Source organism: Bradyrhizobium huanghuaihaiense (assembly GCF_025200885.1).
In the GTDB taxonomy this organism is placed as follows: Bacteria; Pseudomonadota; Alphaproteobacteria; order Rhizobiales; family Xanthobacteraceae; genus Bradyrhizobium; species Bradyrhizobium huanghuaihaiense.
Genome location: NZ_CP104172.1, coordinates 332,927 through 357,732, shown reverse-complemented (window position 1 = coordinate 357,732; position 24,806 = coordinate 332,927). Strand labels below are relative to the sequence as shown.

Annotated in this window: 22 protein-coding genes; 14 read left to right on the top strand and 8 right to left on the bottom strand. The window is 65.9% G+C overall.

Annotated features, from left to right (window positions below):
• Window positions 1-38: 38 nt before the first annotated feature.
• Window positions 39-1,073, bottom strand: coding sequence for an aspartate-semialdehyde dehydrogenase (locus N2603_RS01680; RefSeq protein WP_260387452.1), 1,035 nt, complete (start codon window positions 1,071-1,073; stop codon window positions 39-41).
• Window positions 1,074-1,189: 116 nt separating this feature from the next.
• On the opposite strand from N2603_RS01680, the gene N2603_RS01675 reads away from it, so the two are divergent.
• Both N2603_RS01675 and N2603_RS01670 read left to right on the top strand, forming a co-directional pair.
• On the top strand, window positions 1,190-1,984 hold the full coding sequence (locus tag N2603_RS01675; protein WP_260387451.1) for a hypothetical protein: 795 nt from the start codon (window positions 1,190-1,192) through the stop codon (window positions 1,982-1,984).
• Window positions 1,985-2,153: 169 nt separating this feature from the next.
• Window positions 2,154-2,537, top strand: a complete 384-nt coding sequence (locus tag N2603_RS01670; RefSeq protein WP_260387450.1) for a hypothetical protein — start codon at window positions 2,154-2,156, stop codon at window positions 2,535-2,537.
• A gap of 210 nt (window positions 2,538-2,747) precedes the next feature.
• On the opposite strand, the gene N2603_RS01665 is transcribed toward N2603_RS01670, so the two are convergent.
• Complete coding sequence (locus N2603_RS01665; RefSeq protein ID WP_260387449.1) at window positions 2,748-3,386, bottom strand: DapH/DapD/GlmU-related protein; 639 nt, start codon at window positions 3,384-3,386, stop codon at window positions 2,748-2,750.
• A gap of 128 nt (window positions 3,387-3,514) precedes the next feature.
• Complete coding sequence (gene leuB, locus N2603_RS01660; RefSeq protein ID WP_260387448.1) at window positions 3,515-4,627, bottom strand: 3-isopropylmalate dehydrogenase; 1,113 nt, start codon at window positions 4,625-4,627, stop codon at window positions 3,515-3,517.
• A gap of 236 nt (window positions 4,628-4,863) precedes the next feature.
• On the opposite strand from leuB, the gene N2603_RS01655 reads away from it, so the two are divergent.
• Window positions 4,864-6,060, top strand: coding sequence for an MFS transporter (locus N2603_RS01655; RefSeq protein ID WP_260387447.1), 1,197 nt, complete (start codon window positions 4,864-4,866; stop codon window positions 6,058-6,060).
• Between the two features lie 153 nt (window positions 6,061-6,213).
• On the opposite strand, the gene N2603_RS01650 is transcribed toward N2603_RS01655, so the two are convergent.
• The 4 genes from N2603_RS01650 to N2603_RS01635 all read right to left on the bottom strand — a co-directional run bounded on the left by N2603_RS01650 (window position 6,214) and on the right by N2603_RS01635 (window position 9,579).
• Window positions 6,214-6,996 (bottom strand): molybdopterin-binding protein, encoded by a 783-nt coding sequence (locus N2603_RS01650; protein WP_018645156.1) that lies wholly within the window; start codon window positions 6,994-6,996, stop codon window positions 6,214-6,216.
• 71 nt (window positions 6,997-7,067) lie between these two features.
• Window positions 7,068-7,697 carry a cytochrome b/b6 domain-containing protein gene (locus tag N2603_RS01645; RefSeq protein WP_018645155.1) on the bottom strand — a complete coding sequence of 210 codons (630 nt, stop codon included), beginning with the start codon at window positions 7,695-7,697 and terminating at the stop codon, window positions 7,068-7,070.
• Window positions 7,698-7,880: 183 nt separating this feature from the next.
• Window positions 7,881-8,435 (bottom strand): fasciclin domain-containing protein, encoded by a 555-nt coding sequence (locus tag N2603_RS01640; RefSeq protein ID WP_018645154.1) that lies wholly within the window; start codon window positions 8,433-8,435, stop codon window positions 7,881-7,883.
• Between the two features lie 382 nt (window positions 8,436-8,817).
• Window positions 8,818-9,579 (bottom strand): SDR family oxidoreductase, encoded by a 762-nt coding sequence (locus N2603_RS01635; RefSeq protein WP_260387446.1) that lies wholly within the window; start codon window positions 9,577-9,579, stop codon window positions 8,818-8,820.
• Window positions 9,580-9,674: 95 nt separating this feature from the next.
• Between N2603_RS01635 and N2603_RS01630 the strand changes: the two genes are divergently transcribed.
• Complete coding sequence (locus N2603_RS01630; RefSeq protein WP_260387445.1) at window positions 9,675-11,204, top strand: malonate--CoA ligase; 1,530 nt, start codon at window positions 9,675-9,677, stop codon at window positions 11,202-11,204.
• A gap of 124 nt (window positions 11,205-11,328) precedes the next feature.
• On the opposite strand, the gene N2603_RS01625 is transcribed toward N2603_RS01630, so the two are convergent.
• A complete protein-coding gene (locus N2603_RS01625) occupies window positions 11,329-12,189 on the bottom strand; it encodes a sulfite exporter TauE/SafE family protein (RefSeq protein WP_260387444.1) in 861 nt (286 codons plus the stop codon).
• Between the two features lie 507 nt (window positions 12,190-12,696).
• Between N2603_RS01625 and sdhC the strand changes: the two genes are divergently transcribed.
• The 10 genes from sdhC to N2603_RS01575 all read left to right on the top strand — a co-directional run bounded on the left by sdhC (window position 12,697) and on the right by N2603_RS01575 (window position 24,610).
• On the top strand, window positions 12,697-13,095 hold the full coding sequence (gene sdhC, locus N2603_RS01620) for a succinate dehydrogenase, cytochrome b556 subunit (protein WP_260387443.1): 399 nt from the start codon (window positions 12,697-12,699) through the stop codon (window positions 13,093-13,095).
• Window positions 13,092-13,496: a succinate dehydrogenase, hydrophobic membrane anchor protein gene (gene sdhD, locus N2603_RS01615; protein WP_260387442.1), complete on the top strand. Its 405-nt coding sequence runs from the start codon at window positions 13,092-13,094 to the stop codon at window positions 13,494-13,496. The genes sdhC and sdhD overlap by 4 nt, the downstream gene beginning before the upstream one ends.
• 3 nt (window positions 13,497-13,499) lie before the next feature.
• A complete protein-coding gene (gene sdhA, locus N2603_RS01610; protein ID WP_260387441.1) occupies window positions 13,500-15,335 on the top strand; it encodes a succinate dehydrogenase flavoprotein subunit in 1,836 nt (611 codons plus the stop codon).
• 24 nt (window positions 15,336-15,359) lie between these two features.
• Complete coding sequence (locus N2603_RS01605; RefSeq protein WP_018645147.1) at window positions 15,360-16,142, top strand: succinate dehydrogenase iron-sulfur subunit; 783 nt, start codon at window positions 15,360-15,362, stop codon at window positions 16,140-16,142.
• A gap of 190 nt (window positions 16,143-16,332) precedes the next feature.
• Window positions 16,333-18,486, top strand: a complete 2,154-nt coding sequence (locus tag N2603_RS01600; RefSeq protein ID WP_260387440.1) for a hybrid sensor histidine kinase/response regulator — start codon at window positions 16,333-16,335, stop codon at window positions 18,484-18,486.
• 51 nt (window positions 18,487-18,537) lie between these two features.
• Window positions 18,538-20,493 (top strand): ABC transporter ATP-binding protein/permease, encoded by a 1,956-nt coding sequence (locus N2603_RS01595; protein WP_260387439.1) that lies wholly within the window; start codon window positions 18,538-18,540, stop codon window positions 20,491-20,493.
• Window positions 20,494-20,664: 171 nt separating this feature from the next.
• The gene (locus N2603_RS01590; protein ID WP_260387438.1) at window positions 20,665-21,489 is read left to right on the top strand and encodes an FkbM family methyltransferase; all 825 of its coding nucleotides are present in this window, start codon (window positions 20,665-20,667) and stop codon (window positions 21,487-21,489) included.
• Window positions 21,490-21,513: 24 nt separating this feature from the next.
• On the top strand, window positions 21,514-21,900 hold the full coding sequence (locus N2603_RS01585) for a VOC family protein (RefSeq protein WP_260387437.1): 387 nt from the start codon (window positions 21,514-21,516) through the stop codon (window positions 21,898-21,900).
• Window positions 21,901-21,984: 84 nt separating this feature from the next.
• Window positions 21,985-22,227 (top strand): hypothetical protein, encoded by a 243-nt coding sequence (locus tag N2603_RS01580; protein WP_026312326.1) that lies wholly within the window; start codon window positions 21,985-21,987, stop codon window positions 22,225-22,227.
• A gap of 187 nt (window positions 22,228-22,414) precedes the next feature.
• Complete coding sequence (locus N2603_RS01575; protein ID WP_260387436.1) at window positions 22,415-24,610, top strand: OmpA family protein; 2,196 nt, start codon at window positions 22,415-22,417, stop codon at window positions 24,608-24,610.
• The last annotated feature ends 196 nt before the right edge of the window (window positions 24,611-24,806 follow it).

Genomic DNA, 24,806 nt, shown 5'->3' with positions numbered 1-24,806 from the left:
GCTTCGCTTTGCCCACCCTACGGCAGCGGTGACGTGTCTTACGCCGCCTTCTTCTTCGCGGTGATCAGCTTGCGGTTGATCAGCACTTCCGCGATCTGGATCGCGTTGAGGGCTGCGCCCTTGCGCAGATTGTCGGACACGCACCACAGGGCAAGACCGTTCTCCACCGTCGCGTCCTCGCGGATGCGGCTGATATAGGTGGCGTCCTCGCCGGCCGCTTCATACGGCGTGGCGTAGCCGCCGGGCTCCTGCTTGTCGATGACGAGGCAGCCGGGCGCCTTGCGCAGGATCTCGCGGGCTTCGTCCGCGGTGATCGGATTCTCGAACTCGATGTTGACGGCTTCGGAGTGGCCGACGAACACGGGCACGCGCACGCAGGTCGCGGAGAGCTTGATCTTGGGATCCAGGATCTTCTTGGTCTCCGCCATCATCTTCCACTCTTCCTTGGTGTAGCCGTCCTCCATGAAGACGTCGATGTGGGGGATGACGTTGAAGGCGATGCGCTTGGGGAATTTCTTCGCGACCAGCTCGTCATTGGTGTAGACGGCCTTGGTCTGCGAGAACAATTCGTCCATCGCGTCCTTGCCGGCGCCCGAGACCGATTGATAGGTCGAGACCACGACGCGCTTGATCGTCGCCTTGTCGTGCAGCGGCTTGAGCGCGACCACGAGCTGCGCGGTCGAGCAGTTCGGGTTGGCGATGATGTTCTTCTTCTTGAAGCCTTCGGTCGCGACCGCGTTCACCTCGGGCACGATCAGCGGCACGTCCGGGTCCATGCGCCAGGCCGAGGAATTGTCGATCACGACCGCGCCGGCGGCGCCGATCTGCGGCGACCATTCCTTCGACACCGAGCCGCCCGCCGACATCAGGCAGATGTCGACGTCGGAGAAGTCGTAATGCTCGAGCGCTTTGACCTTCAGGGTGCGGTCGCCATAGGAGACCTCGACGCCGACGCTGCGGCGCGACGCCAGGGCCACGACCTCGTCCGCGGGGAATTTGCGCTCATCGAGGATGTTGAGCATTTCCCGTCCGACATTGCCGGTCGCGCCGACGACTGCGACTTTGTAACCCATCGTTCACTCTCCGATGAAAAAGCCCGTTCCTGAAGCTGACGCTTAAACAGGAAGAGCAGCGCTTCTATGCGAGAACCGGGCTCAAGACAACGTTGGACCATGCCCGAAGGCCGTGGATGCAGTCGCCTGAGGCCAGGACGGCCGTTAGCCCTACCCAGATCCATCTGACGCTCGCAGCCTTCGCCGACGAGGTGGTCGGCACGGTGGCACGCCTGTTCGCCTATGTGGGGGCGCTGCTCCTGTTTGCCATCCTGGGCCTCGCCGCCCTCGGCCAGCTACCTGCCTTGCGCGACGATGAGCCCGCCTCAAAGCCGGACTGGAGCGTGGCCGACCGCTCGCATCCGGCGTTCGCCGTCACCCGGCTCGATTCATCCGAGAAAACAGTATCTTACGCCATCCTTCGGCATCCCGAAGGGGGCCGCAGGGACGTGATGCGCTGGACGGGCGAGGCGGAGAAGCCCGTGGCCCAGCTCGAGATCTACCGGGAGGGCGGCGAATTCGACGTGGCCCGCCCGGCAGCGGCCGACCTCGCCATCCAGATGGGCCTGGGTGCGGACGCTCCGTTCGAGCAGGCCGGCCTGATCGACACCAAATTCGGCCCCGTTGCCCTGTTCCGGCCGACCGGCACGGCGAAGGTGGCCTGCCTCGGCTACCTCAAGCGCAGCGAGGAGCCGGCGCTGCAGATCTCCGGCTTCTCCTGCCAGGGCGATACGCTGCCCGCCCGGCGCGCGGCGATCGCCTGCGCGCTGAACCGGCTGACGCTGCTCACCTCCGGCAACGAGCCGAAGCTGGCGGAATTGTTCGCCCGCGCCGAGCTGAAGCGCCGGGGCTGCGAGCCCCAAGGATCGTCTCAGGGCTCTCCGGACTGGCTGCTCGGCGCCGCGAATGCGCAATTGCGCGGGGCGCTTTGACCGGCACCAAGGATCTGCATCAAGCCCAAGTGGCTGGTTTGCATGCAACTTTTGCCGGTACGCCCGATTATTCCGGGCTGGTGTGACCCAATAGACCTAGTTGCAACCACCCCGGCCGGGCTAGTATGGGGCGAAATCGACTGGCGGCGTGCCGCCTGAAGGGGACGTGATGAGCTCGAAATTCTCTGCCGCGAACAAACTGGCGACGCTGCTTGCGGCGGGCGCCGCGATTGCCATCGCGTTCGCGACGCCGGCTGCGGCCGACACCAAGACCAAGCGCTATGACGAGCGCGGCCGGCCCTATTACGGCCCGAGCGGCCCCAACGCGGTCTATCAGCAGGGCCGCACCCGCATCTATGTGAGCAAGCGCTCCTGGCTCGACGGCGGCACCGAGGTCAATCCGGGCGACCGCAAGTTCACCGACTACGCCTTCCCGCCGGAGATCGGCTATCCGACCTTCGCACGCGAGAACAACAACCGGCCGATCGATCGCCAGCCGCTGAGCACGCCGGCCGACGTCGGCGGCTATCCGCGGAATTTCCCGCTGTACTGAGGCGGGCGTCAGAACCGAATCAAAAGGCCGGGCTCACGCCCGGCCTTTTTGTTTTAAGGGATGCCGTGGGGCACACCTGCCTCTCCATCGTCATTGCGAGCGCAGCGAAGCAATCCAGAATCTCTCTGCGGAATGATTCTGGATTGCTTCGTCGCCAGCGCAAAATTGCTACGCAATTTTGGCGCGGGCTCCTCGCAATGACGGCTGAGGCTACGCGTTCGCCGCCGGATCGTACCGCCGGCAAAACTCCTCGATTCCCTCCGAACGGAAATCGCCGAGGCGCTCGAAAATGAGCGCATCCGGCCAATCCCACCAGGCGATGCGGCGCAGGCTTGCCGCAACGGCATCCGGAAAGCGCTTGCGGATGGCGCGCGCGGGAACGCCGCCGACGATGGTGTAGGGCTCGACATCGCGGCTGACGACAGCGCCTGCGGCGATCACCGCGCCGTCGCCGACGCTCACGCCCGGCAGCAGGATCGCGGCGTGACCGATCCAAACATCATTGCCGACGATCACGCGATCGCCGCGGCGGTCCGCGAAGAAGTCGCGGTCGCGCGTCGCCGACGCCTCGTAATATTCGGGGACATAGGTGAAGCGATGCTGCGACGGACGGCCCATGGGATGGTTCGGCGCACCGATCCGCACCGAATTGGCGATCGCCGTGAATTTTCCGATCGCCGCGTCGGCGACCTCGCAATTCTCGCCGAGATAGGAGTAGTCGCCGAGCGTAGAATATTCGATGCGGGTGTTGGCGAGCACCTCGCAGCGCCGCCCGATCTGCGCCTCGCGCCGGCGCACCGTTTCATGGATGATGGTTTCCGCGATCTTTGGGCGGGAAGTGGCATCCATGAGGGAGCTCCGATGAAGGTGCCGTAGGGTGGGCAAAGGCGCTTTGCGCCGTGCCCACGATCTCTCTCGGTCGGAAAAGATGCGTGGGCACGCTTCGCTTTGCCCACCCTACAAGAGCGGTGCAAGCCTTACGCGTGCAGCTTCTGCAATTCCTTCAAAATCGCTTCGCCCATCTGCGTGGTGGAAGCAGCCGTGGTGCCTTCCGACTTGATGTCGGCGGTGCGCAGGCCGCTGGCCAGCACCGCGGCGATCGCGGCGTCGACCTTGTCGGCGAGATCGCCCATGTCGAACGAATAGCGCAGCGCCATGCCGAAGGACGAGATCATCGCGATCGGGTTGGCGAGGCCCTTGCCGGCGATGTCGGGCGCCGAGCCGTGCACGGGCTCGTACAGCGCCTTGCGCTTCTTGGTCTTGACGTCGACCTCGCCGAGCGAGGCCGAGGGCAGCATGCCGAGCGAGCCCGTGAGCATCGCCGCGATGTCGGACAGCATGTCGCCGAACAGATTGTCGGTCACGATGACGTCGAACTGCTTCGGCCACTTCACCAGCATCATGCCGCCGGAATCGGCGAGCTGATGCTCGAGCGTGACGTCGGGATATTCGCGCTTGTGGATCTGGGTCATGACCTCGTTCCAGAGCACGCCCGACTTCATGACGTTGCGCTTCTCCATCGACGTCACCTTGTTCTTGCGCTTCCTGGCAAGCTCGAAGGCGACGCGGCCGATGCGCTCGATCTCATAGGTGTCGTAGACCTGGGTATCGATGGCGCGCTTCTGGCCGTTGCCGAGATCGGTGATGGTCTTGGGCTCGCCGAAATAGACGCCGCCGGTGAGCTCGCGCACGATGACGATGTCGAGGCCCTCGACCGCCTCGCGCTTCAGGCTCGAGGCGTCCGCCAGCGCCGGGTAGCACACCGCGGGGCGGAGGTTGGCGAACAAAGCGAGATCCTTGCGCAGGCGCAAGAGGCCGGCTTCCGGGCGCACCTCGTAAGGCACCGCATCCCACTTCGGGCCGCCGACCGCGCCGAAGATGATGGCGTCGGCCGCAAGCGCCTTGGCCATGTCGCCCTCGGAGATCGACACCTTGTGGGCGTCATAGGCGGAGCCGCCGACGAGGCCGGTGTCGGTCTCGAATTTGGCGATCCCGGCCGAATTCAGCCAGTCGATCAGCCGCTTCACCTCGCCCATCACCTCCGGGCCGATACCGTCGCCGGGGAGCAGCAGCAATTTGTGGGTCGCCATGGTCGTTTCCTCTCAATACCAGCTCGTCATTCCGGGACGCGCCGCCTTAGGCGCGGGCCCGGAATCCATACTCCCGATCGTGGTTATGGATTCCGGGCTCGCGCTTTGCGCGCCCCGGAATGACGGTTCGGCCGGAGTGCTAGAGCGGCGTTGCGCGCTTGGCAAGACACCATTGCCGGGGTGCGGCTGTGCAAGGCGGACGGGGCCTGCCACACTGCATAGGCCGGAGTTACCCCTTGCACGCCCCTGACCGCCCCCCGCTAGAGGCGCATCCCGCGCGGCTGATCCTGACCCTGTCGCTGGCCGCGACGGTCGGGCTCGGCATCGGCCGCTTTGCCTATGCACTGGTGCTGCCCGACATGCGGGAGGACCTCGGCTGGTCCTACTCGGCGGCCGGTTTCATGAACACCATCAACGCCGTCGGCTATCTCGTGGGGGCCCTGGTGGCGTCCCGGCTGATCCGGCGCGTCGGCTGGTCGGCCGCGATCCGCGGCGGAACCCTCGCCTGCGTCGCCGCGCTCGCAACTTGCGCGCTATCAGGCAATTTCGTCGCGCTGAGCCTGGCCCGCCTCGTGCTGGGCCTCGGCGCCGCGGCCGGCTTCGTCGCCGGCGGCGCGCTGGCCGCGGCGATCGCGCAGTCGCGCCCCGAGCGGGCCAATTTCCTGCTCAGCCTGTTCTATGCCGGACCCGGCATCGGCATTCTCGCATCGGGACTGATCGCCCCGTTCACGCTGCAACATTTCGGGCCGGGCTCGTGGTGGCTGGTGTGGTGGGCGCTGACGCTGCTGTCCGTCGCCATGACGATCCCGCTGTTCCTGATCCGCATCGAAAGCGGTATACGTTTCTCGGAAGGCGGCCATGCCGCCTTCGCGATTCTTCCCGTGCTGATCTATCTGGCCGGCTATTTCCTGTTCGGCGCGGGCTACATCGCCTACATGACCTTCATGATCGCCTATGTGCGCGACGGCGGCGGCGGCGCCGCGGCGCAGGCGGCGTTTTGGAGCCTGATCGGCCTGTCCGCCTTCGTCACGCCCTGGGCCTGGCGCGGCGTGCTGGCGCTCGACCGCGGCGGGCTCGCCACTGCCATCATCCTCGGCACCAACGCGCTCGGTGCCGCCTTGCCGATGCTGGGGCATTCGCCGGCCTGGCTCGCGGTGTCGGCCATCGTGTTCGGCGTCGCCTTCTTCGCCGTGGTCGGCTCGACCACCGCCTTCGTGCGCTTCAACTATCCGCCCGAGGTGTGGCCGACCGCGATCGCGGCGATGACGATCTCGTTCGGCGTCGGCCAGACGCTCGGCCCGATCGTGGTCGGCGCGATCACGGATGCGCTGGGGAGCTTGAGCTATGCGCTGAATGTCTCGGCGGCATTGCTGGCGCTGGGTGCGGTGGCGGCGCTGTGTCAGCGGAAGGTGGGGCCGAAAGGTTCGGCATAGACGGTGTCGTCCCGGCGAAGGCCGGGACCCATACCGCGTGATCTCTCGAGCGCGAAAGGTAGGTGTACCGAACAACGAGTCTTCACCAAACCACTCCCTGTGGTTATGGGTCCCGGCCTTCGCCGGGACGACGATTGGGTTAACTCCGCGGAGCTAGCTCCCACTAAACGAATTATACCCCTGGTCTTCCCAGTAGCCGCCCTTGTAGTCGTTGGTGACTTCCATCGAGACCACGTATTTCGGGTTCTTGAAGCCGAGTTTTGTCGGCACGCGGATCTTCATTGGGAAGCCGTAGGCACGCGGCAGGATCTCGTTCGCGTATTTGAACGTCATCTGCGTCTGCGGATGCAGCGCGCTGCGCATGTCAAGCGGCGAGTTGTAGCCATCCTTGTCGGCGCACTGGAACCAGACATATTTCGCGCGCGTGTCGGCGCCGATCAGTTTGAGGAAATCGCGCAAGGGCGTGCCGGTCCAGCTGCCGATCGCGCTCCAGCCCTCGACGCAGATGTGACGCGTGATCTGCGTCACCTGCGGCAGCTTGTAGAGCTCGTCCAGCGTCCACGATTTCTTGTTGTCGACGAGGCCGCGCACCTCGAGCTTCCAGTCTTTGCCATCGACATCAGGCGCGTCGTCGAGATCGTAATAGGCGTTGAACGGGAACGGCTTTGTGATCGCGCTCTCGGGGAAGGTCGGCGCCAGCGCGTCGGGATTGAAGATGAAGGCCTGCACGGCGTCGTTGAACTTTGAGACCTGCGACAGCAGCGTATCGGCCGAGGACGAGTCGACAACGTCGCAGCCGGTCAGCAGCGTCAGCGCACCTAAGCTGGCGCCGCCCGCAATGAAGCGGCGACGGGTAAAATCCGGCATCGTCTTGATGGCGTCCTTGATGAGCAGCCGCTTGTCGACGCCGGGGATCAGGAATGAACGCTTAGCCATCGCTATTCTCACATATCTGTTTTGAGCATGATCTTGTCGGAAAACCGGTTCCCACTTTTCCGGATCATGCTCTATCGCCCGATGATCATCGCGCGCAGGCTCTTCGGCACCAGCAGCGCGAGCAGGACGTGAATGACGAGGAAGACGCAGATCGCGGCCATGCAGAAGAAGTGCACGTAGCGCGCGGTCGGATAGTCGCCGAACAGCATCACGAGATAATAGAGCTGCACCGGCTTCCACATCCCAAGGCCGGAGAGCACGATCAGCACGCCGACCACGATGATGCCGGCATAGAGCAGGCGCTGCACGTAATTGTAGACCGTGAGGTCGTCATGGCCGAGCTTGAAGGTCAGGGCAGCCCTGACGTCATGCAGCACGCCTGATGGCGTGATCGGCAGCAGCTTTTTCCGGAAGCGGCCGGTGGCAAAACCGGTGATGAGATAGGCGAGACCGTTGATCATCAGCAGCCACATCGCCGCAAAATGCCAGAGCAGGCCGCCGCCGAGCCAGCCGCCGAGCGTGTACTCACGCGGGAAGCTGAAGCCGAACAGCGGCGAGGCGTTGTAGATCTGCCAGCCCGACAGGATCATCAGGATCATGGCGAGGGCGTTGATCCAATGCATGACGCGGACCCAGGCCGGCTGGATCACTTTGGTCGGGGTGGACCTGACCTGCTCGTCGGTGACTGTGAGGCTCGCCATGGTGGTTCCGTCCTGAACGTCGTGTGACACCGAATATACGCCGATGCGTCCGCTTTCGTTACGCCCCGTTGGCCATCGAATCGATGCCCGAAGGCTATGCTGGTCACAAAAAAGCGAGCCGGGCACCCCCGGCTCGCCATCGCAAAGCACTCTGTTCGGGGGATGAAACAGGGGTCCGCGGTGTTACGTCGCCGGCATCAGCACGGTGTCGACCACATGGATGACGCCGTTCGACTGGTTGACGTTGGTGATCGTCACCATCGAGGTGCCGCCCTTGGCGTCGACGATCCAGGTCTTGCCGTCCATCTTCTTGACCGTCAGCTCCTCGCCCTCGGCGGTCTTCAGCTTCTTGCCGTCGGTGAGGTCGGAGGCCTCGAGCTTGCCGGGCACGACATGGTAGGTGAGGATCTTGGTCAGCGTCGCCTTGTTCTCAGGCTTGACCAGGCTGTCGACGGTGCCGGCCGGCAGCTTGCCGAAGGCGGCGTTGGTCGGCGCGAACACCGTGAACGGGCCCTTGCTTTCCAAGGTCGGCACGAGGCCGGCCGCCTTCACCGCCGCGACCAGCGTGGTGTGGTCCTTCGAGTTGACCGCGTTCTGCACGATGTTCTTGGACGGGAACATCGCGGCGCCGCCGACCATGACGGTCTTTTCCTCGGCACGCACAGGTGCGACGACGGTCGCGGTGATGGCGAGGGCGCTGAAGGCGGCGGCAGCGAGATAGGCAATGCGCTTCGACATGGAGAGTCTCCCGATTGAATTGAGCCGGCGACGGCCGGCGCTTGAGTTGGGCAACAACGGTGCTTGCGACCCCTTGGCGTGAAGCAGCAGCGCCGTCGTTGGACCGAACTACGGGAGGGTTTGCGATGCGGTTTCGGGGAAAAATTCTTTGTGATGCGTGAAAATATGCGGGGGGATGTTCGTGGGGGTGCATCCGCACCGTCATTGCGAGGAGCGAAGCGACGAAGCAATCCAGACTGTCACCGCGGACACATTTCTGGATTGCTTCGCTTCGCTCGCAATGACGGGGAGTAGCCCGGATGGAGCGTAGCGTAATCCGGGGTTCTCGCGTGCGGATCGAACTGTTCCGGATTGCGCTTCGCTCCATCCGGGCTACGGGCCATCAATCCCTGCTCAGCGGCGTCTGGATGAATCCGCGATTATGCGTCGGGCTGATCAGCAGCTCGTTGATGCAGACGCGCGGCGGCATCGAGGCGATGAAGGCGATGGTGCGGCCGAGGTCTTCGGGCTGCAGCATCCTGGCCTGCTCCGCCTCGCTCGGCACCACCGGGCGCAGCTTGAGGATCGGTGTCGCCACCTCGCCCGGCATCAGGCAGCAGGCGCGCAGGCCGTTGACGCATTCATCCATGTTGAAGGAATGGGTCAGCGCCAGCACCGCATGCTTGGTGGTGGTGTAGGCCGGGCCCGGCATCTTCGAGACGTGGCGGCCGGCCCAGGAGGAGACGTTGATGATCGATCCGTCCTGCTGCTTGCGCATCGTCGGCAGCACCGCGCGCATGCAATAGAGCACACCGTTGAGATTGACCTGGACGAGCTTGTCCCAGCCCTCCTGTTCCATGTCCTTCCAGCTGCGCTTGGGAACATTGATACCGGCATTGTTGACCAGGAGGTCGATGCGGCCGTGCTTCGCGACGATCTGATCCGCCGCCTTCTGGGCGTCGGCGGCGTCAGACACGTCCAGCGCGATCGCCTCGGCTGCCCTGCCCGCCCCCGTGATCTTCGCAACCACGGTATCCAGGGCGTCCTTGCGGCGGCCCGAGACCACCACCGTCCAGCCGTCAGCCGCAAGCGCCTCGGCGCCGGCCTCCCCGATCCCGCTGCCGCCGCCCGTCACCCAGGCCACGCGTTTCCCGTTTTTTGACATGCAAACTGTCTCCGTTGCTTCATTGGGGCGGTTTTTGCTAATCCAGCCCTCGGTTTTGACCGGCCTTGTCAGTCTTGCGGTCGAGGAAATCTTGCATGAACCACGCAGCCAACGCCAACCTGTTTTCCCGCCTGTTCGACGGCCTCGACGATCCCAAACGCCTCGCGATCGAGACGCAGGACGGCGCCCATATCAGCTATGGCGATCTGGTCGCGCGGGCAGGCCAAATGGCAAACGTGCTGGTTGCGCGCGGCGTGAAGCCGGGTGACCGCGTCGCCGTGCAGGTGGAGAAATCCGTCGCCAACATCGTGCTGTATCTGGCGACCGTGCGGGCCGGCGCGGTCTATCTGCCGCTGAACACCGCCTATACGCTGAACGAGCTCGACTACTTCATCGGCGATGCCGAGCCGTCGCTGGTGGTCTGCGATCCCTCCAAGGCGGAAGGGCTCGCGCCGATCGCCGCCAAGGTGAAGGCCAAGGTCGAAACGCTCGGCGCTGACGGCAAGGGCTCGCTGACGGAAGCCGCCGACAAGGCGAGCAGCGAGTTTACGACGGTGCCGCGCGAAAACGACGATCTCGCCGCGATCCTCTACACCTCGGGCACGACCGGCCGCTCCAAGGGCGCGATGCTGACGCACGACAATCTCGCGTCGAACTCGCTCTCGCTGGTCGGCTACTGGCGCTTCACCGACAAGGACGTGCTGATCCACGCGCTGCCGATCTACCACACCCACGGCCTGTTCGTGGCGACCAACGTGACGCTGTTCTCGCGGGCGTCGATGATCTTCCTGCCCAAGCTTGATCCGGACCTCATCGTCAAGCTGATGGCGCGCGCCACGGTGCTGATGGGCGTGCCGACCTTCTACACCCGCCTGCTGCAGAACGCGGCGCTGTCGCACGAGACCACCAAGCACATGCGGCTGTTCATCTCCGGCTCCGCGCCGCTGCTCGCCGACACCCATCGCGAATGGTCGGCGCGCACGGGTCATGCGGTGCTCGAGCGCTACGGCATGACCGAAACCAACATGAACACGTCGAACCCGTATGACGGCGAACGCGTGCCCGGCGCAGTCGGCTTCCCCCTTCCCGGCGTCTCCGTTCGCGTCACCGAACCCGAGACCGGCAAGGAATTGCCGCGCGAAGAGATCGGCATGATCGAGGTGAAGGGCCCGAACGTCTTCAAGGGCTACTGGCGCATGCCGGAGAAAACCAAGTCGGAATTCCGGCCCGACGGCTTCTTCATCACCGGCGACCTCGGCAAGATCGACGACAAGGGCTACGTCCACATTCTCGGCCGCGGCAAGGATCTCGTGATCTCCGGCGGCTTCAACGTCTACCCCAAGGAGATCGAAAGCGAGATCGACGCCATGCCGGGCGTGGTCGAATCCGCCGTGATCGGCGTGCCGCATGCCGATTTCGGCGAGGGCGTCACCGCGGTGCTGGTCTGCAACAAGGGCGCCGACGTCAGCGAGGCCTCGGTGCTGAAGGCTCTCGATGGGCGGCTCGCCAAGTTCAAGATGCCCAAGCGCGTCTTCGTCGTCGACGAGCTGCCGCGCAACACGATGGGCAAGGTGCAGAAGAACGTGCTGCGGGATACGTACAAGGATATTTACGCGAAGAAGTGAGAAGGGCCCCGCTCTCTCGCCTCGTCATTGCGAGGAGCTCTTGCGACGAAGCGATCCAGACTGGCGCCGCGGAAAGATTCTGGATTGGTTCGCTTCGCTCGCAATGACGGAGTATGTGGCGCGCTCACTGCCCGCCTACGAGGCTCATCACGAACCTGCTGCCCACGATAAACAGATAACACCCGAACGCGGCCTCCAGCGTCCGCTTCGACATCGCATGCGCGGCTTTCACACCGAGTGGCGCGGTGACGAGGCTCATCGGCATCACCAGCACGGCGCCGATCAGCGAGACGTAGCCGAGCGCGAAGGGGATCTGCAGCGCTGCAATGCCGGGATAGGTCGCCGCCGCCGGCCAGCCGGCATAGATGTAGCCGAGCGCGCCGGGGATCGAGATCAGCACCGCAAGCGCCGACGAGGTCGCGACCGCCTGGTGGATCGGGCGGCTGTAGAAGGTCATCAGCAGATTCGAGAACAGGCCGCCGCCGATGCCGATCAAGGTCGACAGAATGCCGACGCAGAAGCCGTAGACGCGCATCAGCGGGCCCCTCGGCAGATCGTCGCCGAACTTCCAGCCCTCGCGCGCGAAGATGAGGCGCGCCGCGGCCGACCACGCGACGCAGACGAACACGATCTTGAACAGCCGCTCCGGCGCGTAGCGCGCGACGACGCTCCCCGAGACGACGCCGATCACGATCGGCAGCCACCAGACGCGCAGGATCGACATATCGACGGCGCCGCGCTTGTAATGCGCCTGGAACGAGCGGATCGAGGTTGGGATGATCACGGCGAGCGAGGTGCCGACGCAGAGCGGCATCCGCACCTCGAGCGGCACGCCGGCAATGCGGAAGCATTCGTAGAACACCGGCACGAGGATAGCGCCGCCGCCGATGCCGAACACGCCGGCCAGGAATCCCGAAAGCGCGCCGGTTGCGATCAGCAGCAGCGCGAGCTCGACGATCTCCTTGATATCAAGACCTGGAATCACCCTGACCCGCCCCGGCGACTGGTCGCAGCGCCTCCGAAACGTGCGTCCGGAGTTGGCTGCGTGCCAAGCTGTAAGCGATCTGATTCGCGCGGTCGACACGCAGCGCCCCGCGGCTGGGGTGGAATGCAGGGTGCGCATATCCGGAGCGGATGAAATTGGCTCGTGAGGAGGAGGTTTGCCGCGGGGAGAATTAAGGCTGGCGACGCCTTTGGCCGATCTCTGCCCGGTTTGGACGGCATGGTCCGTTTAGAGGTGTTCCAATAGTAATTTCAACGCGCCCGGCCCCTTCTAAAACAGTGAATTTGAGTTCTGTTCTTCATTGGCGGACCGAGGGTCTGGTATACCAAGCCCCTGATTGGCCTTGTTTCATCAAGGCTGTAGAGCTGAACCGGCGTTCGATTTATGGCGATTTGGTGATTGCGCAGGCGAAATCGACTCCGTAAATAGAGCCGACCTTTCGCGATCCCCGCGCGCGCCCTCAAGGCCGCCATACAACATCAAAAGCCCATGACCGCACGGATCGAACGACCGCTTTCACCACACATGCAAGTCTACCGCTGGACGCTGACGATGGCGCTGTCCATCGTCCATCGCGCCACCGGTATCGCCCTTTACGTCGGAACCCTGCTGCTGGCCTGGTGGCTGATCGCGGCGGCCTCCGGCCCCGCCGCCTATGCCCATGTCCAGGCCTTCACCGGCAGCATCATCGGCCGCCTGATCGTGTTCGGCTACACCTGGGCGCTGATGCACCATATGCTGAGCGGCATCCGGCACTTCGTCTGGGACCTCGGCTACGGCTTCAAGGCCAATGAGCGCGAAGCGCTGACCTGGGGCGCAGCGATCGGCGGCATCGTTCTGACGGTGCTGATCTGGATCATCGCCTACGCGATCGGAGGCGGACGATGAGCACAGCTGATTCGCCCAAGCGCAGCATGCGCACCCCGCTCGGCCGCGTCCGCAATCTCGGCGCCGCGCATTCCGGCACGTCCGACTTCTGGCGCCAGCGCCTCACGGCGGTGGCGATGACGCTGCTGATGATCCCGGTGCTGGTGATCATCATGATGACGCTCGGCCGCAACCAGGCCGGCGCCAAGCAGATCCTCGGCTCGCTGCCGATCGCCGTCATCATGATGCTCTTCATCGTCGCCAGCGTCTGGCACATGAAGATCGGCATGCAGGTCGTGATCGAGGACTACGTTCACAACGAGAAGCTGAAGCTCACCGCGATCATGCTCAACAATTTCTTCTCGATCGCGGTCGCACTCGCCTCGATCTACGCGATTCTCCAACTGTCATCCGGAGTGTAACCCATGGCCAATGCGACCAATGGCACGGGCAACAGCGCTCCCGCCACCAACGGCAAAGCCTATCCGATCGAAGACCACACCTATGACGTCGTCGTGGTCGGCGCCGGCGGCGCAGGCCTGCGCGCCGTGGTCGGCTGCGGCGAGGCCGGCCTCCGCACCGCCTGCATCACAAAAGTGTTTCCGACCCGCTCGCACACGGTCGCGGCGCAGGGCGGCATCTCGGCTTCGCTCGGCAACATGCACAAGGACGACTGGCGCTGGCACATGTACGACACCGTGAAGGGGTCGGACTGGCTCGGCGACCAGGACGCGATCGAATACATGGTGCGCAACGCGCCCGACGCGGTCTACGAGCTCGAGCATTGGGGCGTGCCGTTCTCGCGCACCGAGGACGGCAAGATCTACCAGCGTCCGTTCGGCGGCATGACCACCGAGTTCGGCAAGAGCCAGGCGCAGCGCACCTGCGCCGCCGCCGACCGCACCGGCCACGCCATGCTGCACACGATGTACGGCCAGTCGCTGCGCCATGCGGCCGAGTTCTTCATCGAGTTCTTCGCCATCGACCTGATCATGGACGACCAGGGCACCTGCCGCGGCGTCATCGCGCTCAAGCTCGACGACGGCACGCTGCACCGCTTCCGCGCCCAGACCGTGATTCTCGCCACCGGCGGCTACGGCCGCGCCTACGCCTCCTGCACCTCGGCGCACACCTGCACCGGCGACGGCGGCGGCATGGTGCTGCGCGCCGGCCTGCCGATGCAGGACATGGAGTTCGTGCAGTTCCACCCGACCGGCATCTACGGCTCGGGCTGTCTCGTTACCGAGGGCGCCCGCGGCGAAGGCGGCTATCTCGTCAACTCCGAGGGCGAGCGCTTCATGGAGCGCTACGCGCCTTCCGCGAAGGACCTCGCTTCGCGCGACGTCGTCTCGCGCGCGATGACCATCGAGATCCGCGAGGGACGCGGCGTCGGCAAGAAGAAGGACCACATCTTCCTTCATCTCGACCATCTCGATCCCGCGGTGCTCGCCGAGCGCCTGCCGGGCATCTCCGAATCCGCCAAGATCTTCGCCAATGTCGACGTGACGCGCGAGCCGATCCCGATCGTGCCGACCGTGCACTACAACATGGGCGGCATCCCGACGAATTATCACGGCGAAGTGCTGACCAAGAAGGACGGCGACGACAACGCCATCATTCCGGGCCTGATGGCGATCGGCGAAGCCGCCTGCGTCTCCGTGCACGGCGCCAACCGCCTCGGCTCCAACTCGCTGATCGATCTCGTCGTGTTCGGCCGCGCCGCCGCGCTCCGTCTCGCCGAGAAGCTCACGCCCAACGCCAAGCAGCCGGAGCTGCCGGCGAACTCGGCCGAGCTCGCGCTCGGCCGTCTCGACCATTATCGCTACGCCTCCGGCGGCACGCCGACCGCGAAGCTGCGCGAAGGCATGCAGCACGTGATGCAGAACAACTGCGCGGTGTTCCGTACCGGCGAAGTCCTGAGCGAGGGCCAGAACCTGATCCAGAAGGTCCACAGCGGCATCACCGACATCGCCGTGTCCGACCGCTCGCTGGTGTGGAATTCGGACCTCGTCGAGACGCTGGAGTTCGACAATCTGATCTCGCAGGCGGTGGTGACGATGAACTCGGCCGCCAACCGCACCGAGAGCCGCGGCGCTCACGCCCGCGAGGACTTCTCCGAGCGCGACGACAAGAACTGGATGAAGCACACGCTGGCCTGGCTGGACGATGCCGGCAAGGTCAAGATCGAGTATCGCCCGGTTCACAACTACACCATGACCAACGACGTGCAGTACATCCCGCCGAAGGCGCGCGTGTACTGATCGAACAGCGAAGGCCCTATCGAAATGGTTGAATTCGCACTTCCGAAGAACTCCAAGATCACCGGCGGCAAGACCTGGCCGAAGCCTGCGGGCGCGACCGAGCTCCGCGAGTTCAAGGTCTATCGCTGGAATCCTGACGACGGCAAGAATCCGAGCGTCGACACCTATTACGTCGACACCCATGATTGCGGTCCGATGGTGCTGGACGGCCTGATCTGGATCAAGAACCACATCGACCCGTCGCTGACCTTCCGCCGCTCCTGCCGCGAAGGCGTCTGCGGCTCCTGCGCCATGAACATCGACGGCCAGAACACGCTGGCCTGCACCCGCTCGATGCACGACGTCAAGGACGGCGCGGTCAAGATCAACCCGCTGCCGCACCAGCCGGTGGTGAAGGACCTCGTCCCCGACCTGACGAACTTCTACGCGCAGTACGCCTCGGTCGAGCCGTGGCTGAAGACGACCTCGCCGACGCCGCAGAAGGAATGGCGCCAGAGCCACGAGGATCGCGAGAAGCTCGACGGCCTCTACGAGTGCATCCTGTGCGCCTGCTGCTCGACCTCGTGCCCGAGCTATTGGTGGAACAGCGACCGCTATCTCGGTCCCGCCGCGCTGCTGCAGGCCAACCGCTGGGTCTCCGATTCCCGCGACGAGGCCACCGGCGAGCGTCTCGATAATCTCGAGGATCCGTTCCGGCTCTATCGCTGCCACACCATCATGAACTGCGCCAAGGCGTGCCCGAAGGGCCTCAACCCGGCGGAAGCCATCGCCGAGCTGAAGCTCAAGATGGTCGAGCGGCAGATCTAGCATCGTTCATGCCACGGCCCCCGGCCGGCGCGGCGGGGGCATGCCACGATCGACGTCAGTTTGAGTAGAATTTGCCACAACGCGCGTGGCGGGCGATTCGACGGAATACAACCCAGGATTATCGCGACAAGCCGCTTCCTTCCCGGCGGGAAATTCAAGTAAGCTCTTCGGTCCAGGGACCGGAGCGACCGTGCAGGGAGCGCAACGCAATTCGCTGAGGCTTTTGCAGTGGATGATGGTTGCATCCCTGGCACTGCCGATTGCGCTGTTCGCGATCGCCTCCACGATCTCCTACACCTCGACCAGGGACATCGCCGACCGCGAGATCGAGCGCACGCTCGATGTGGCGCATGAGCATGCGCTCAAGGTGTTCGAGACCATCGACCGCAGCCTGTCCGAGCTCAACGAGGTCGTGCGCGGCCTTCCCGACGACGGCATCCGCGCGCGCGAAGCGGTGCTGCACCGCCGGCTGAAGCGGCTGACCGATTCGCTGCCGCAGCTGAAATCGGCCTGGATCTTCGACGCGGACGGAAAGGCGCTGGTCAACAGCCTCGTCTCGCCGCCGCCTGCGCTGGGCTTTGCGGACCGCGACTATTTCTACGTCCATGTCGACCAGAGCATCGGCACCTTCATCGGCATGCCGCTGACGCCGCGTCCGCCCTATCAGGGTGCGCGCTTCTTCGGCATGAGCCGCCGCCGCGACTCCGACGACGGCAGCTTCATCGGCGTGATCCAGGCTTCCGTCCTGCCGGAATATTTCGAGAGCTTCTACGCCAGGATCGGCTCCGATCCCGGCAGCTTCTTCGCGATGGGTCGCACCGACGGCGTGGTGGTGGCGCATTTCCCGCGGCTCGACCGTGACCTCCGGCTCGATCCGGGCGGACCGGTCGGCCGCGAGATCGCCGCGCACCCCGCGCAGGGGCTCATGACCATCGCCTGGCCGTCGGACGGGATCGAGCGCCGCATCGGCTACAGGCGCGTTGCCGAATATCCGATCTATGTCAGCGCGGGTTTCGAGACGTCGGCGATCCGGGCGCGCTGGTACGCCACCATCGGCCAGCATCTGGTGTTCGGCGTTCCCGCCACCGCGCTGCTGTTCCTGCTGCTGGCATTCGCCTTCCGGCGCACCCAGCATCTGCAGATGGAGGCTGCAAAGCGACGCGAGGCCGAGGAGGCACTCAAGCACAGCCAGCGCCTGGAGGCGCTCGGCCAGCTCACCGGCGGCGTCGCCCACGACTTCAACAACCTGCTGACCGTGATCCGCGCCTCGGTCGATCTGTTGAACCGCCCGCAGCTAAGCGAGGAGCGACGGCAGCGCTACATCACGGCGATTGCCGACTCGGTGGCGCGCGCAGCCAAGCTGACCTCGCAGCTGCTCGCCTTCGCGCGGCGCCAGACCCTGAAACCGGAAGTGTTCGACGTCGGCGAGCGATTGCAGTCGCTGCACGACATGCTCGCCACGCTGCTTGGCCCCGCCATCGAGATCGCGATGCGGCTGCCGGCGGAGCCGTGCCTCGTCAATGCCGATGCCAGCCAGTTCGAGACCGCGCTGATCAACATGGCGACCAATGCGCGTGATGCCATGCAGGGCAAGGGCAGGATCAGCTTCACCGTAGCGGCGGCGACGACCATTCCGGACACGCTGGCGCACGTCTCGTACAGTCATGTCCCGGGAAGCCTTGGCTTCGTCGGCGTGATCGTCAGCGACACCGGCGTCGGCATTCCGGCCGCGCGGCTCGGGCGGATCTTCGAGCCGTTCTTCACCACCAAGCAGGTCGGCCACGGCACCGGCCTTGGCCTGTCCCAGGTGTTCGGTTTCGCCCGGCAATCCGGCGGCGAGGTGACGGTGACGAGCGAAGTCGGCCAGGGCAGCACCTTCTCGCTCTATCTCCCACGCGTGCCCCCGGACCTCTTGCCGCAGCAGCAGGCGCCGAACACCGCACCTGCGGTGGCCGGCAGCGGCATGTCGGTGCTGCTGGTCGAGGACAATATCGAGCTCGCCAATTTCGCCGCCGATGGTCTCACTGCGCTCGGCTACAGCATCACGCTGGTCGACAATGCCGCCGATGCGCTCGCCGAGCTTGTCGTGGACGCGGATCGTTTCGATGTCGTGTTCTCCGACATCGTGATGCCCGGGATGACCGGGCTCGATCTGGCGCGGGCGATCCGCGATCGCGGCGTCGGCGTGCCGGTGGTGCTGACCACCGGCTATAGCCAGGCGCTGTCCCAGGAAGGCAGCCTCGGTTTCGATCTCGTGCAAAAGCCCTATTCGGTCGAGGAGCTGTCGCGCGTGCTGCACCGGGCCGCGCGGCTGCGGCGGGTGCGCGGCGGCGCCGCCGAATAGGGTATTCGGGAACTGACGGGAACCGGCTGATTTTTCTCGCGTTGTCCGGCCATGCAAAAGCCAGCCGGGAAGCGCGACCAGGACAAGACGCCACCCATTGTCGAGCTCAAAGGCGAGAGCGGCGACGAGGTGGCTCCGCCGCCGCCCGAGGTGCTCGAACCCGATCCCGAGCTCTCTCCCGAAGAGGCCGAACAGGCCCGCAAGGATTACCTGCTGACCCGGTTCTGGATCAGCGCACGCGGCTTCTGGGGCCGCAGCGGCGACCGCCTCGCCTGGCCGTTCTCGATCGGCCTCGGCATGCTGATCGTCCTCACCGTTGGTTTTCAGTACGGCATCAACGTCTGGAATCGCGCGATCTTCGACGCGATCGAGAAGCGCGACGCGACAAGCGTCTTCCATCTCGCAGCAGTGTTCTTCCCGCTCGCGATCGGCAGCATCGTGCTCGGCGTGGCGCAGGTGTTCGCGCGCATGGGCATCCAGCGGCGCTGGCGGGCCTGGCTCACCAGCAGCGTGCTGACGCGCTGGCTCACGAACGGGCGCTACTACCAGCTCAACCTCGTCGGCGGCGACCACGAGAATCCGGAATACCGGATTGGGGAGGACTTGCGCATCGCGACCGATGCGCCGGTCGATTTCCTCGCCGGCGTCACATCGGCGCTGCTGTCGGCCGCGACCTTCATCGTCGTGCTCTGGACCATCGGCGGCGCGCTCACCGTCACGCTCGGCGGCGCATCCATCACCATTCCCGGTTTCCTCGTGATCGCCGCCATCCTCTACGCCGCGATCGCATCCGGCTCGATCGTGGTGATCGGCCGGCGCTTCGTGCAGGTCTCGGAGGACAAGAACCAGGCCGAGGCCGATTTCCGCTACACGCTGACGCGCGTGCGCGAGAACGGCGAAAGCATCGCACTGCTCGGCGGCGAAGAGGAGGAGCGCGACGGCCTCGACCGCAATTTCACCAGCGTCTTGCGGCAATGGGCGCGGCTCGCAGGGCAACACATGCGCACGACGCTGGTGTCGCAGGGATCGGGCCTCGTCGCACCGGTCGTACCGCTGCTGCTCTGCGCGCCAAAATTCCTCGACGGCAGCATGACGCTGGGGCAGGTGATGCAGGCAGCCTCCGCCTTCACCATCGTGCAGAGCGCGTTCGGCTGGCTGGTCGACAATTATCCGCGGCTCGCCGACTGGAACGCCTGCGCGAGCCGCATCGCCTCGCTGATGATGTCGCTCGACGGCCTCGAACGTGCCGAGCAGGGCGACGGCCTCGGCCGCATCAAGCGCGGCGAGACGCGCAACGAGGCGATGCTGGAGCTGCACGATCTCTCCGTCACGCTCGATGACGGCACCGCGGTGGTGGGCGAGACCGAGGTGGTGATCGAGCCCGGCGAGCGGCTGCTGGTCGCCGGCGAATCCGGCACCGGCAAGAGCACGCTGGTGCGCGCTATTGCGGGGCTATGGCCGTGGGGCGGCGGCAGCGTCAATTTCCATCCCGACCGGCGGCTGTTCATGCTGCCGCAGCGGCCTTATGTGCCCTCCGGATCGCTGCGCCGCGCCGTCGCCTATCCCGGCGCCGAAGAGGATTGGACCGTCGGGGAGATCGGGGAAGCCCTGCACAAGGTCGGCCTCGATCATCTCAAGGAGAAGATCGAGGAGGAGGGACCGTGGGACCAGACGCTGTCGGGCGGCGAGAAGCAGCGCCTCGCCTTCGCGCGGCTGCTGCTGCACATGCCCGACATTGTCGTGCTCGATGAAGCGACCTCGGCGCTCGACGAGAAAAGCCAGGACAAGATGATGAAGATGGTCACCGACGAGCTGCCGAAGGCGACCATCGTCAGCGTCGCGCATCGCGTCGAGCTGGAAGCCTTTCACAGCCGCAAGATCGTGCTGGAGCGCCGCAAGGGCGGCGCCAAGCTCGTCAGCGACGTCGACCTGATCCCGCGCAAGGGCCGGCGCAGGCTGCTCGGGCGATTCCTGAGGCAGCGGAAGGCGCCGAAGAAGGCGGCGTGAGGCACGCGGCCTGTAGCCCGGATGGAGCGCAGCGCAATCCGGGAAGGTTTATCCGTGCGGCGAGAATCCCGGATTTCGCTGCGCTCCTTCCGGGCTACGGACCTTTCGTGAAGATTGGAGTCCTCGCCAAAACCGGCTATGCATGCGCCGCTTGCAACGAGGATCTGCTGCTTGACGCCCGACAATGCCTCTTCGTCTGCGCCGTTTGGCGCGTTTGCGCCGAATGCGGCGCAGGCCGCGATCATCAGCCTCGCGACGCGATCGGGGCTGAAGCGCGGCGCGTTCCGTCCGTGGCTGTCGCGGCTGGTCAATCTGCTGCGCGACGGCCCGATCGATGTGCAGTATCAGGGCGCCTCGTTCCGCTTCTATCACCAGGGCAGCGCGACCGAGCGCGGCGCGCTGTTCAATCCCGACTACAATCTCGACGAGCTCGACTTCCTGCGCCAGCACACGCCTGCTGGCGGCGTGTTCGTCGACGTCGGCGCCAATGTCGGCACGTTTGCGCTGGTGATGGCGCGGCAGGTCGGCCCCACCGGCAAGGTGGTCGCGATCGAGCCGCATCCGCTGACCTTCGGACGGCTCTCCTTCAACCATGCCGCATCGAAGGCGACGCAGGTGCGCCTGGTGCAGGCCGCGGCAGGCGAGCGCGATGGCGAGCTGATGATCGAGAGCGGCGGCGGCAATCTCGGCGCCACGCATGTCGTGACCGGCGCGGCCAGCGCGGATGCCATCAAGGTGCCGTCTCTGCGCTTGATGCGCATTCTCGGTGAGGCCGGCGTCGGCCAAGTCGATTCGCTCAAGATCGACGTCGAGGGCTTTGAGGACCGCGTGCTGATCGGCTTCTTCCGCGACGCCCCGCAATCGCTGTGGCCGCGCGCGGTGGTGATCGAGCATCTGTCACAAAACGAGTGGCAGCAGGATTGTATTGCCGACATGGTCGCGCGCGGCTTTACGATCGCGCGCAAGACACGCAGCAATACGTTCCTGTCGCGCTGACGGGAACGAACAACGGAGGTTGTGATGATCGACCATCTGGGTTTCTCTGTCTCCGACTATGAGCGCGCGAAAGCGTTCTATGCGAAGGCGCTGGCCCCGCTCGGCTACGGCCTGATCATGGAGGTCACGGCGGAGCAGACCGGTCACGCTGCGGCGGCCGGATTCGGCGCCGACGGCAAGCCGGATTTATGGTTCGGCGGCGAAGGTGCCATGAACAAGCCGGTGCACATCGCGATCGCCGCCAAGGACCGCGCCACCGTGGATGCCTTCTACAAGGCGGCGATGGCAGCCGGAGGACGCGACAACGGGCCGCCCGGGCTCCGTCCGCATTATCACGCGAACTATTATGGCGCGTTCGTGCTCGATCCCGATGGCCACAACATCGAGGCCGTCTGCCATCTGCCCGAATAGGGGCGCACTTCGAAACGATGCGAGGCGGAACATCGGCACGGCATCGTCGTTATCATTCTCTGGACAACGATCTCGGTGATGCCGATGCCGATCGAACCGCCCGAGATTCCACCGTCGACACCGGGCACTCCGACCGAGCCGCCGCCGGGAATTCCGCCGGGCAATCCGCAACCCGATATCACGCCGCCGGTGCGCGAGCCCGGCGAATCACCGCGGCCCGACGAACTGCCGGGCCACGTGCCTGAGGAGATTCCATCGCGCGGGCCGAATGGTCCGCTCACGCCCAATCCTGCGACGGACGCAATGCCGCCGCGCAATCGCATATGAGGCGAAGCATCACATGTGAGGCGATTGCAAGGAGCGTCTGAATGCGCAATGAACGTCGCCATAGTGAGATGATTTGCGTGCAGAAATAAATCGGGCCGCGACCGCTTCGCCCGCCACAATGCGGCCTAACGCGTAGCTGTTCATCCCAACCACTTCGTCAAAGAACCTTCCGGGGAAGTTCACCACCATGACCAACCTTCGTTTCGTGCTGCTTGCGACGACGGCTCTCACCGCGATGCAATTGGCCAACACTGCATCGCATGCGCAAAGCGCTTCGCCGCTCGTGGTCGCGCAGGCGCAGCCGGCTCCGTCGCAAGAGACCGGCCCTGACGGAAAACCGAAGCAGCCGCCGAAGGGCCCGCCTGCGGCCACGCCGCCTGCCGCGCCCGCGCGCCCGGCCGCACCGCCGCCCGCCGCGGCTCCGCCCCACCCGCCCGCTGCGCCTCCGCCGGCTGCCGCGCCGCCGCGACCGGCAGCACCGCCTCCACCGCCGCCGCCTCCTGCGGCCCGTCCGGCTCCGCCGCCGCCACCCCCGCCGCCTGCCGCTCCGAAGCAGCCGTCGCCGCCTCCGGCCGCGGCGCCGCAACAGCACGCACCGACACCGCCGCCGCCAGCGCCGCCCGCGGCACGTCCGGCGCCAACACCGCCGGCACCGCCTCCGGCCCCACCTGCAGCACGACCGACGCCGCCGGCACCGCCTCCGGCTGCCGCGCACCCGACTCCAACTCCTCCGCCGCCTCCTGCAGCGGCACCCTCGGTGCGGCCCGCGCCTACGGCGACGCCCGCGGCCCCTTCAACCGGTGCACCTGCGGCCCGCCCGGGTTCGCCTGCGCCGGCAGCCACTCCTGCTCCGACTGCAACACCCGCACCGACCGCGACACCTGCGCCGACCGCAACGCCGGCTCCGGGCAGCACGCCCGGCGCACCGCCGGCTGGCCGCCCCGGCGCACCGCCGCCCGGCGCCCGTCCCGGCGCGCCTCCGGCGGCGGGAACGCCAGCCCCCGGTGCTACGCCCGCTCCAACGGCAACGCCGGCCCCCGGTGGCGCCGCTGCGCCACCGGCCGGACGTCCGGGATCGGCGACTCCGGCTCCCGGCGCGACCCCAGCTCCCGGCGCGACTCCAGCCCCGACGGCGACGCCAACTCCTGGCCAACAGGGTGCAACGCCTCCTGCCGGCGCACCCGCTGCCGGAACTCCAGCTGCGCCGCCCCAGGCCGGCGCCCTGCCGCCCCGGCCCGCGGCGCCTGCCGGCGCTGCAGCTCCGACGGTCGTCCCCGGCTCCGCCGCTGCTACGCCACCGCCCAACCGGGCCCAATACCGTCCGCCCACGGTTGCGCCGGCCTTCCAGGCCGCGCCAACGGTCGCAGCACCCTTGCCGCCGCCGCCGCGCCCGCCGCAGCGTGACCTGACGCCGCTCGCGATCGGTGCGGGCGTGGTGGCCGGTGCGGTGATCGGCGCGACCATCGCCGACCTCCACAACCAGCGGCGCGAGGTCGTCGAAGGCGGCCGCACCATCTACAACGAGCCGGACCGCATCATCATCCGCGATCCCGGCGGGCAGGCCTATGTCCGCGGCAACGATCTCTATCGCTTCCGCTACGGCGCCCGCGATATCCGCACCGACACTGTCGGCGGCGAAACCCGCACCGTCGTGATCCGTCCCGATGGCAGCGAGGTGATCACCGTGGTCGGCCCGGACGGTTCGCTGCTGCGACGAATCCGCAGGGATCCCGGCGGGCGCGAGATCGTCATCATCGACAACAGCTACCGCGATCCGCGGTCGGTCGGCGGCTTCTATGTCGACGTGCCGCCGCCGGTCGTGAACATCCCCTACGATCGCTACATCGTCGACGCGCAGGAGGCGTCGCCGGACGTGATCTACGCGACCATGCAGGCACCGCCTGTGCAGCGGATCGATCGCCGTTATTCGCTCGACGAGATCCGCTACAGCCCGAATGTTCGCATGCAGATGCCGAGCATCGACGTCAACACGATCAACTTCGAGACGGGATCGTGGACCATCCCGCCGGACCAGGCGGCCCGGCTGCAGGTGATCGCCGACGGCCTCAACCAGGCGATTCAGCGCAACCCGCGCGAGGTGTTCCTGATCGAGGGCCACACCGATGCGGTCGGCAACGAGGTCGACAATCTGTCGCTGTCGGATCGCCGGGCGCAATCCGCGGCCGAACTGCTGACGCAGCAGTTCAATGTGCCCGCGGAGAACCTGACGTCGCAGGGCTATGGCGAGCAGTACCTGAAGGAGCAGACGCAGGGACCGAGCCTGATCAACCGGCGCGTCACGGTCCGCCGCATCACGCCGCTGCTCAACGGCGGCCAGGCCTCGCTGCCGCCGCCCCCGCCCGGCACCGCGCCGCCGCGGTAACCGCACATACAAATGCAAATGGCCGGGAGCGATCCCGGCCATTTTTGTTTTCGCTGTTACACGCGACGTTGCGGCATATCGCGCAATCGTAGGGTGGGCAAAGGCGCGTGAGCGCCATGCCCACCAATCATCTCGGTCGTGGAAGGATGGTGGGCACGCTTCGCTTTGCCCACCCTACGGCACTAGCCCTTGTCGC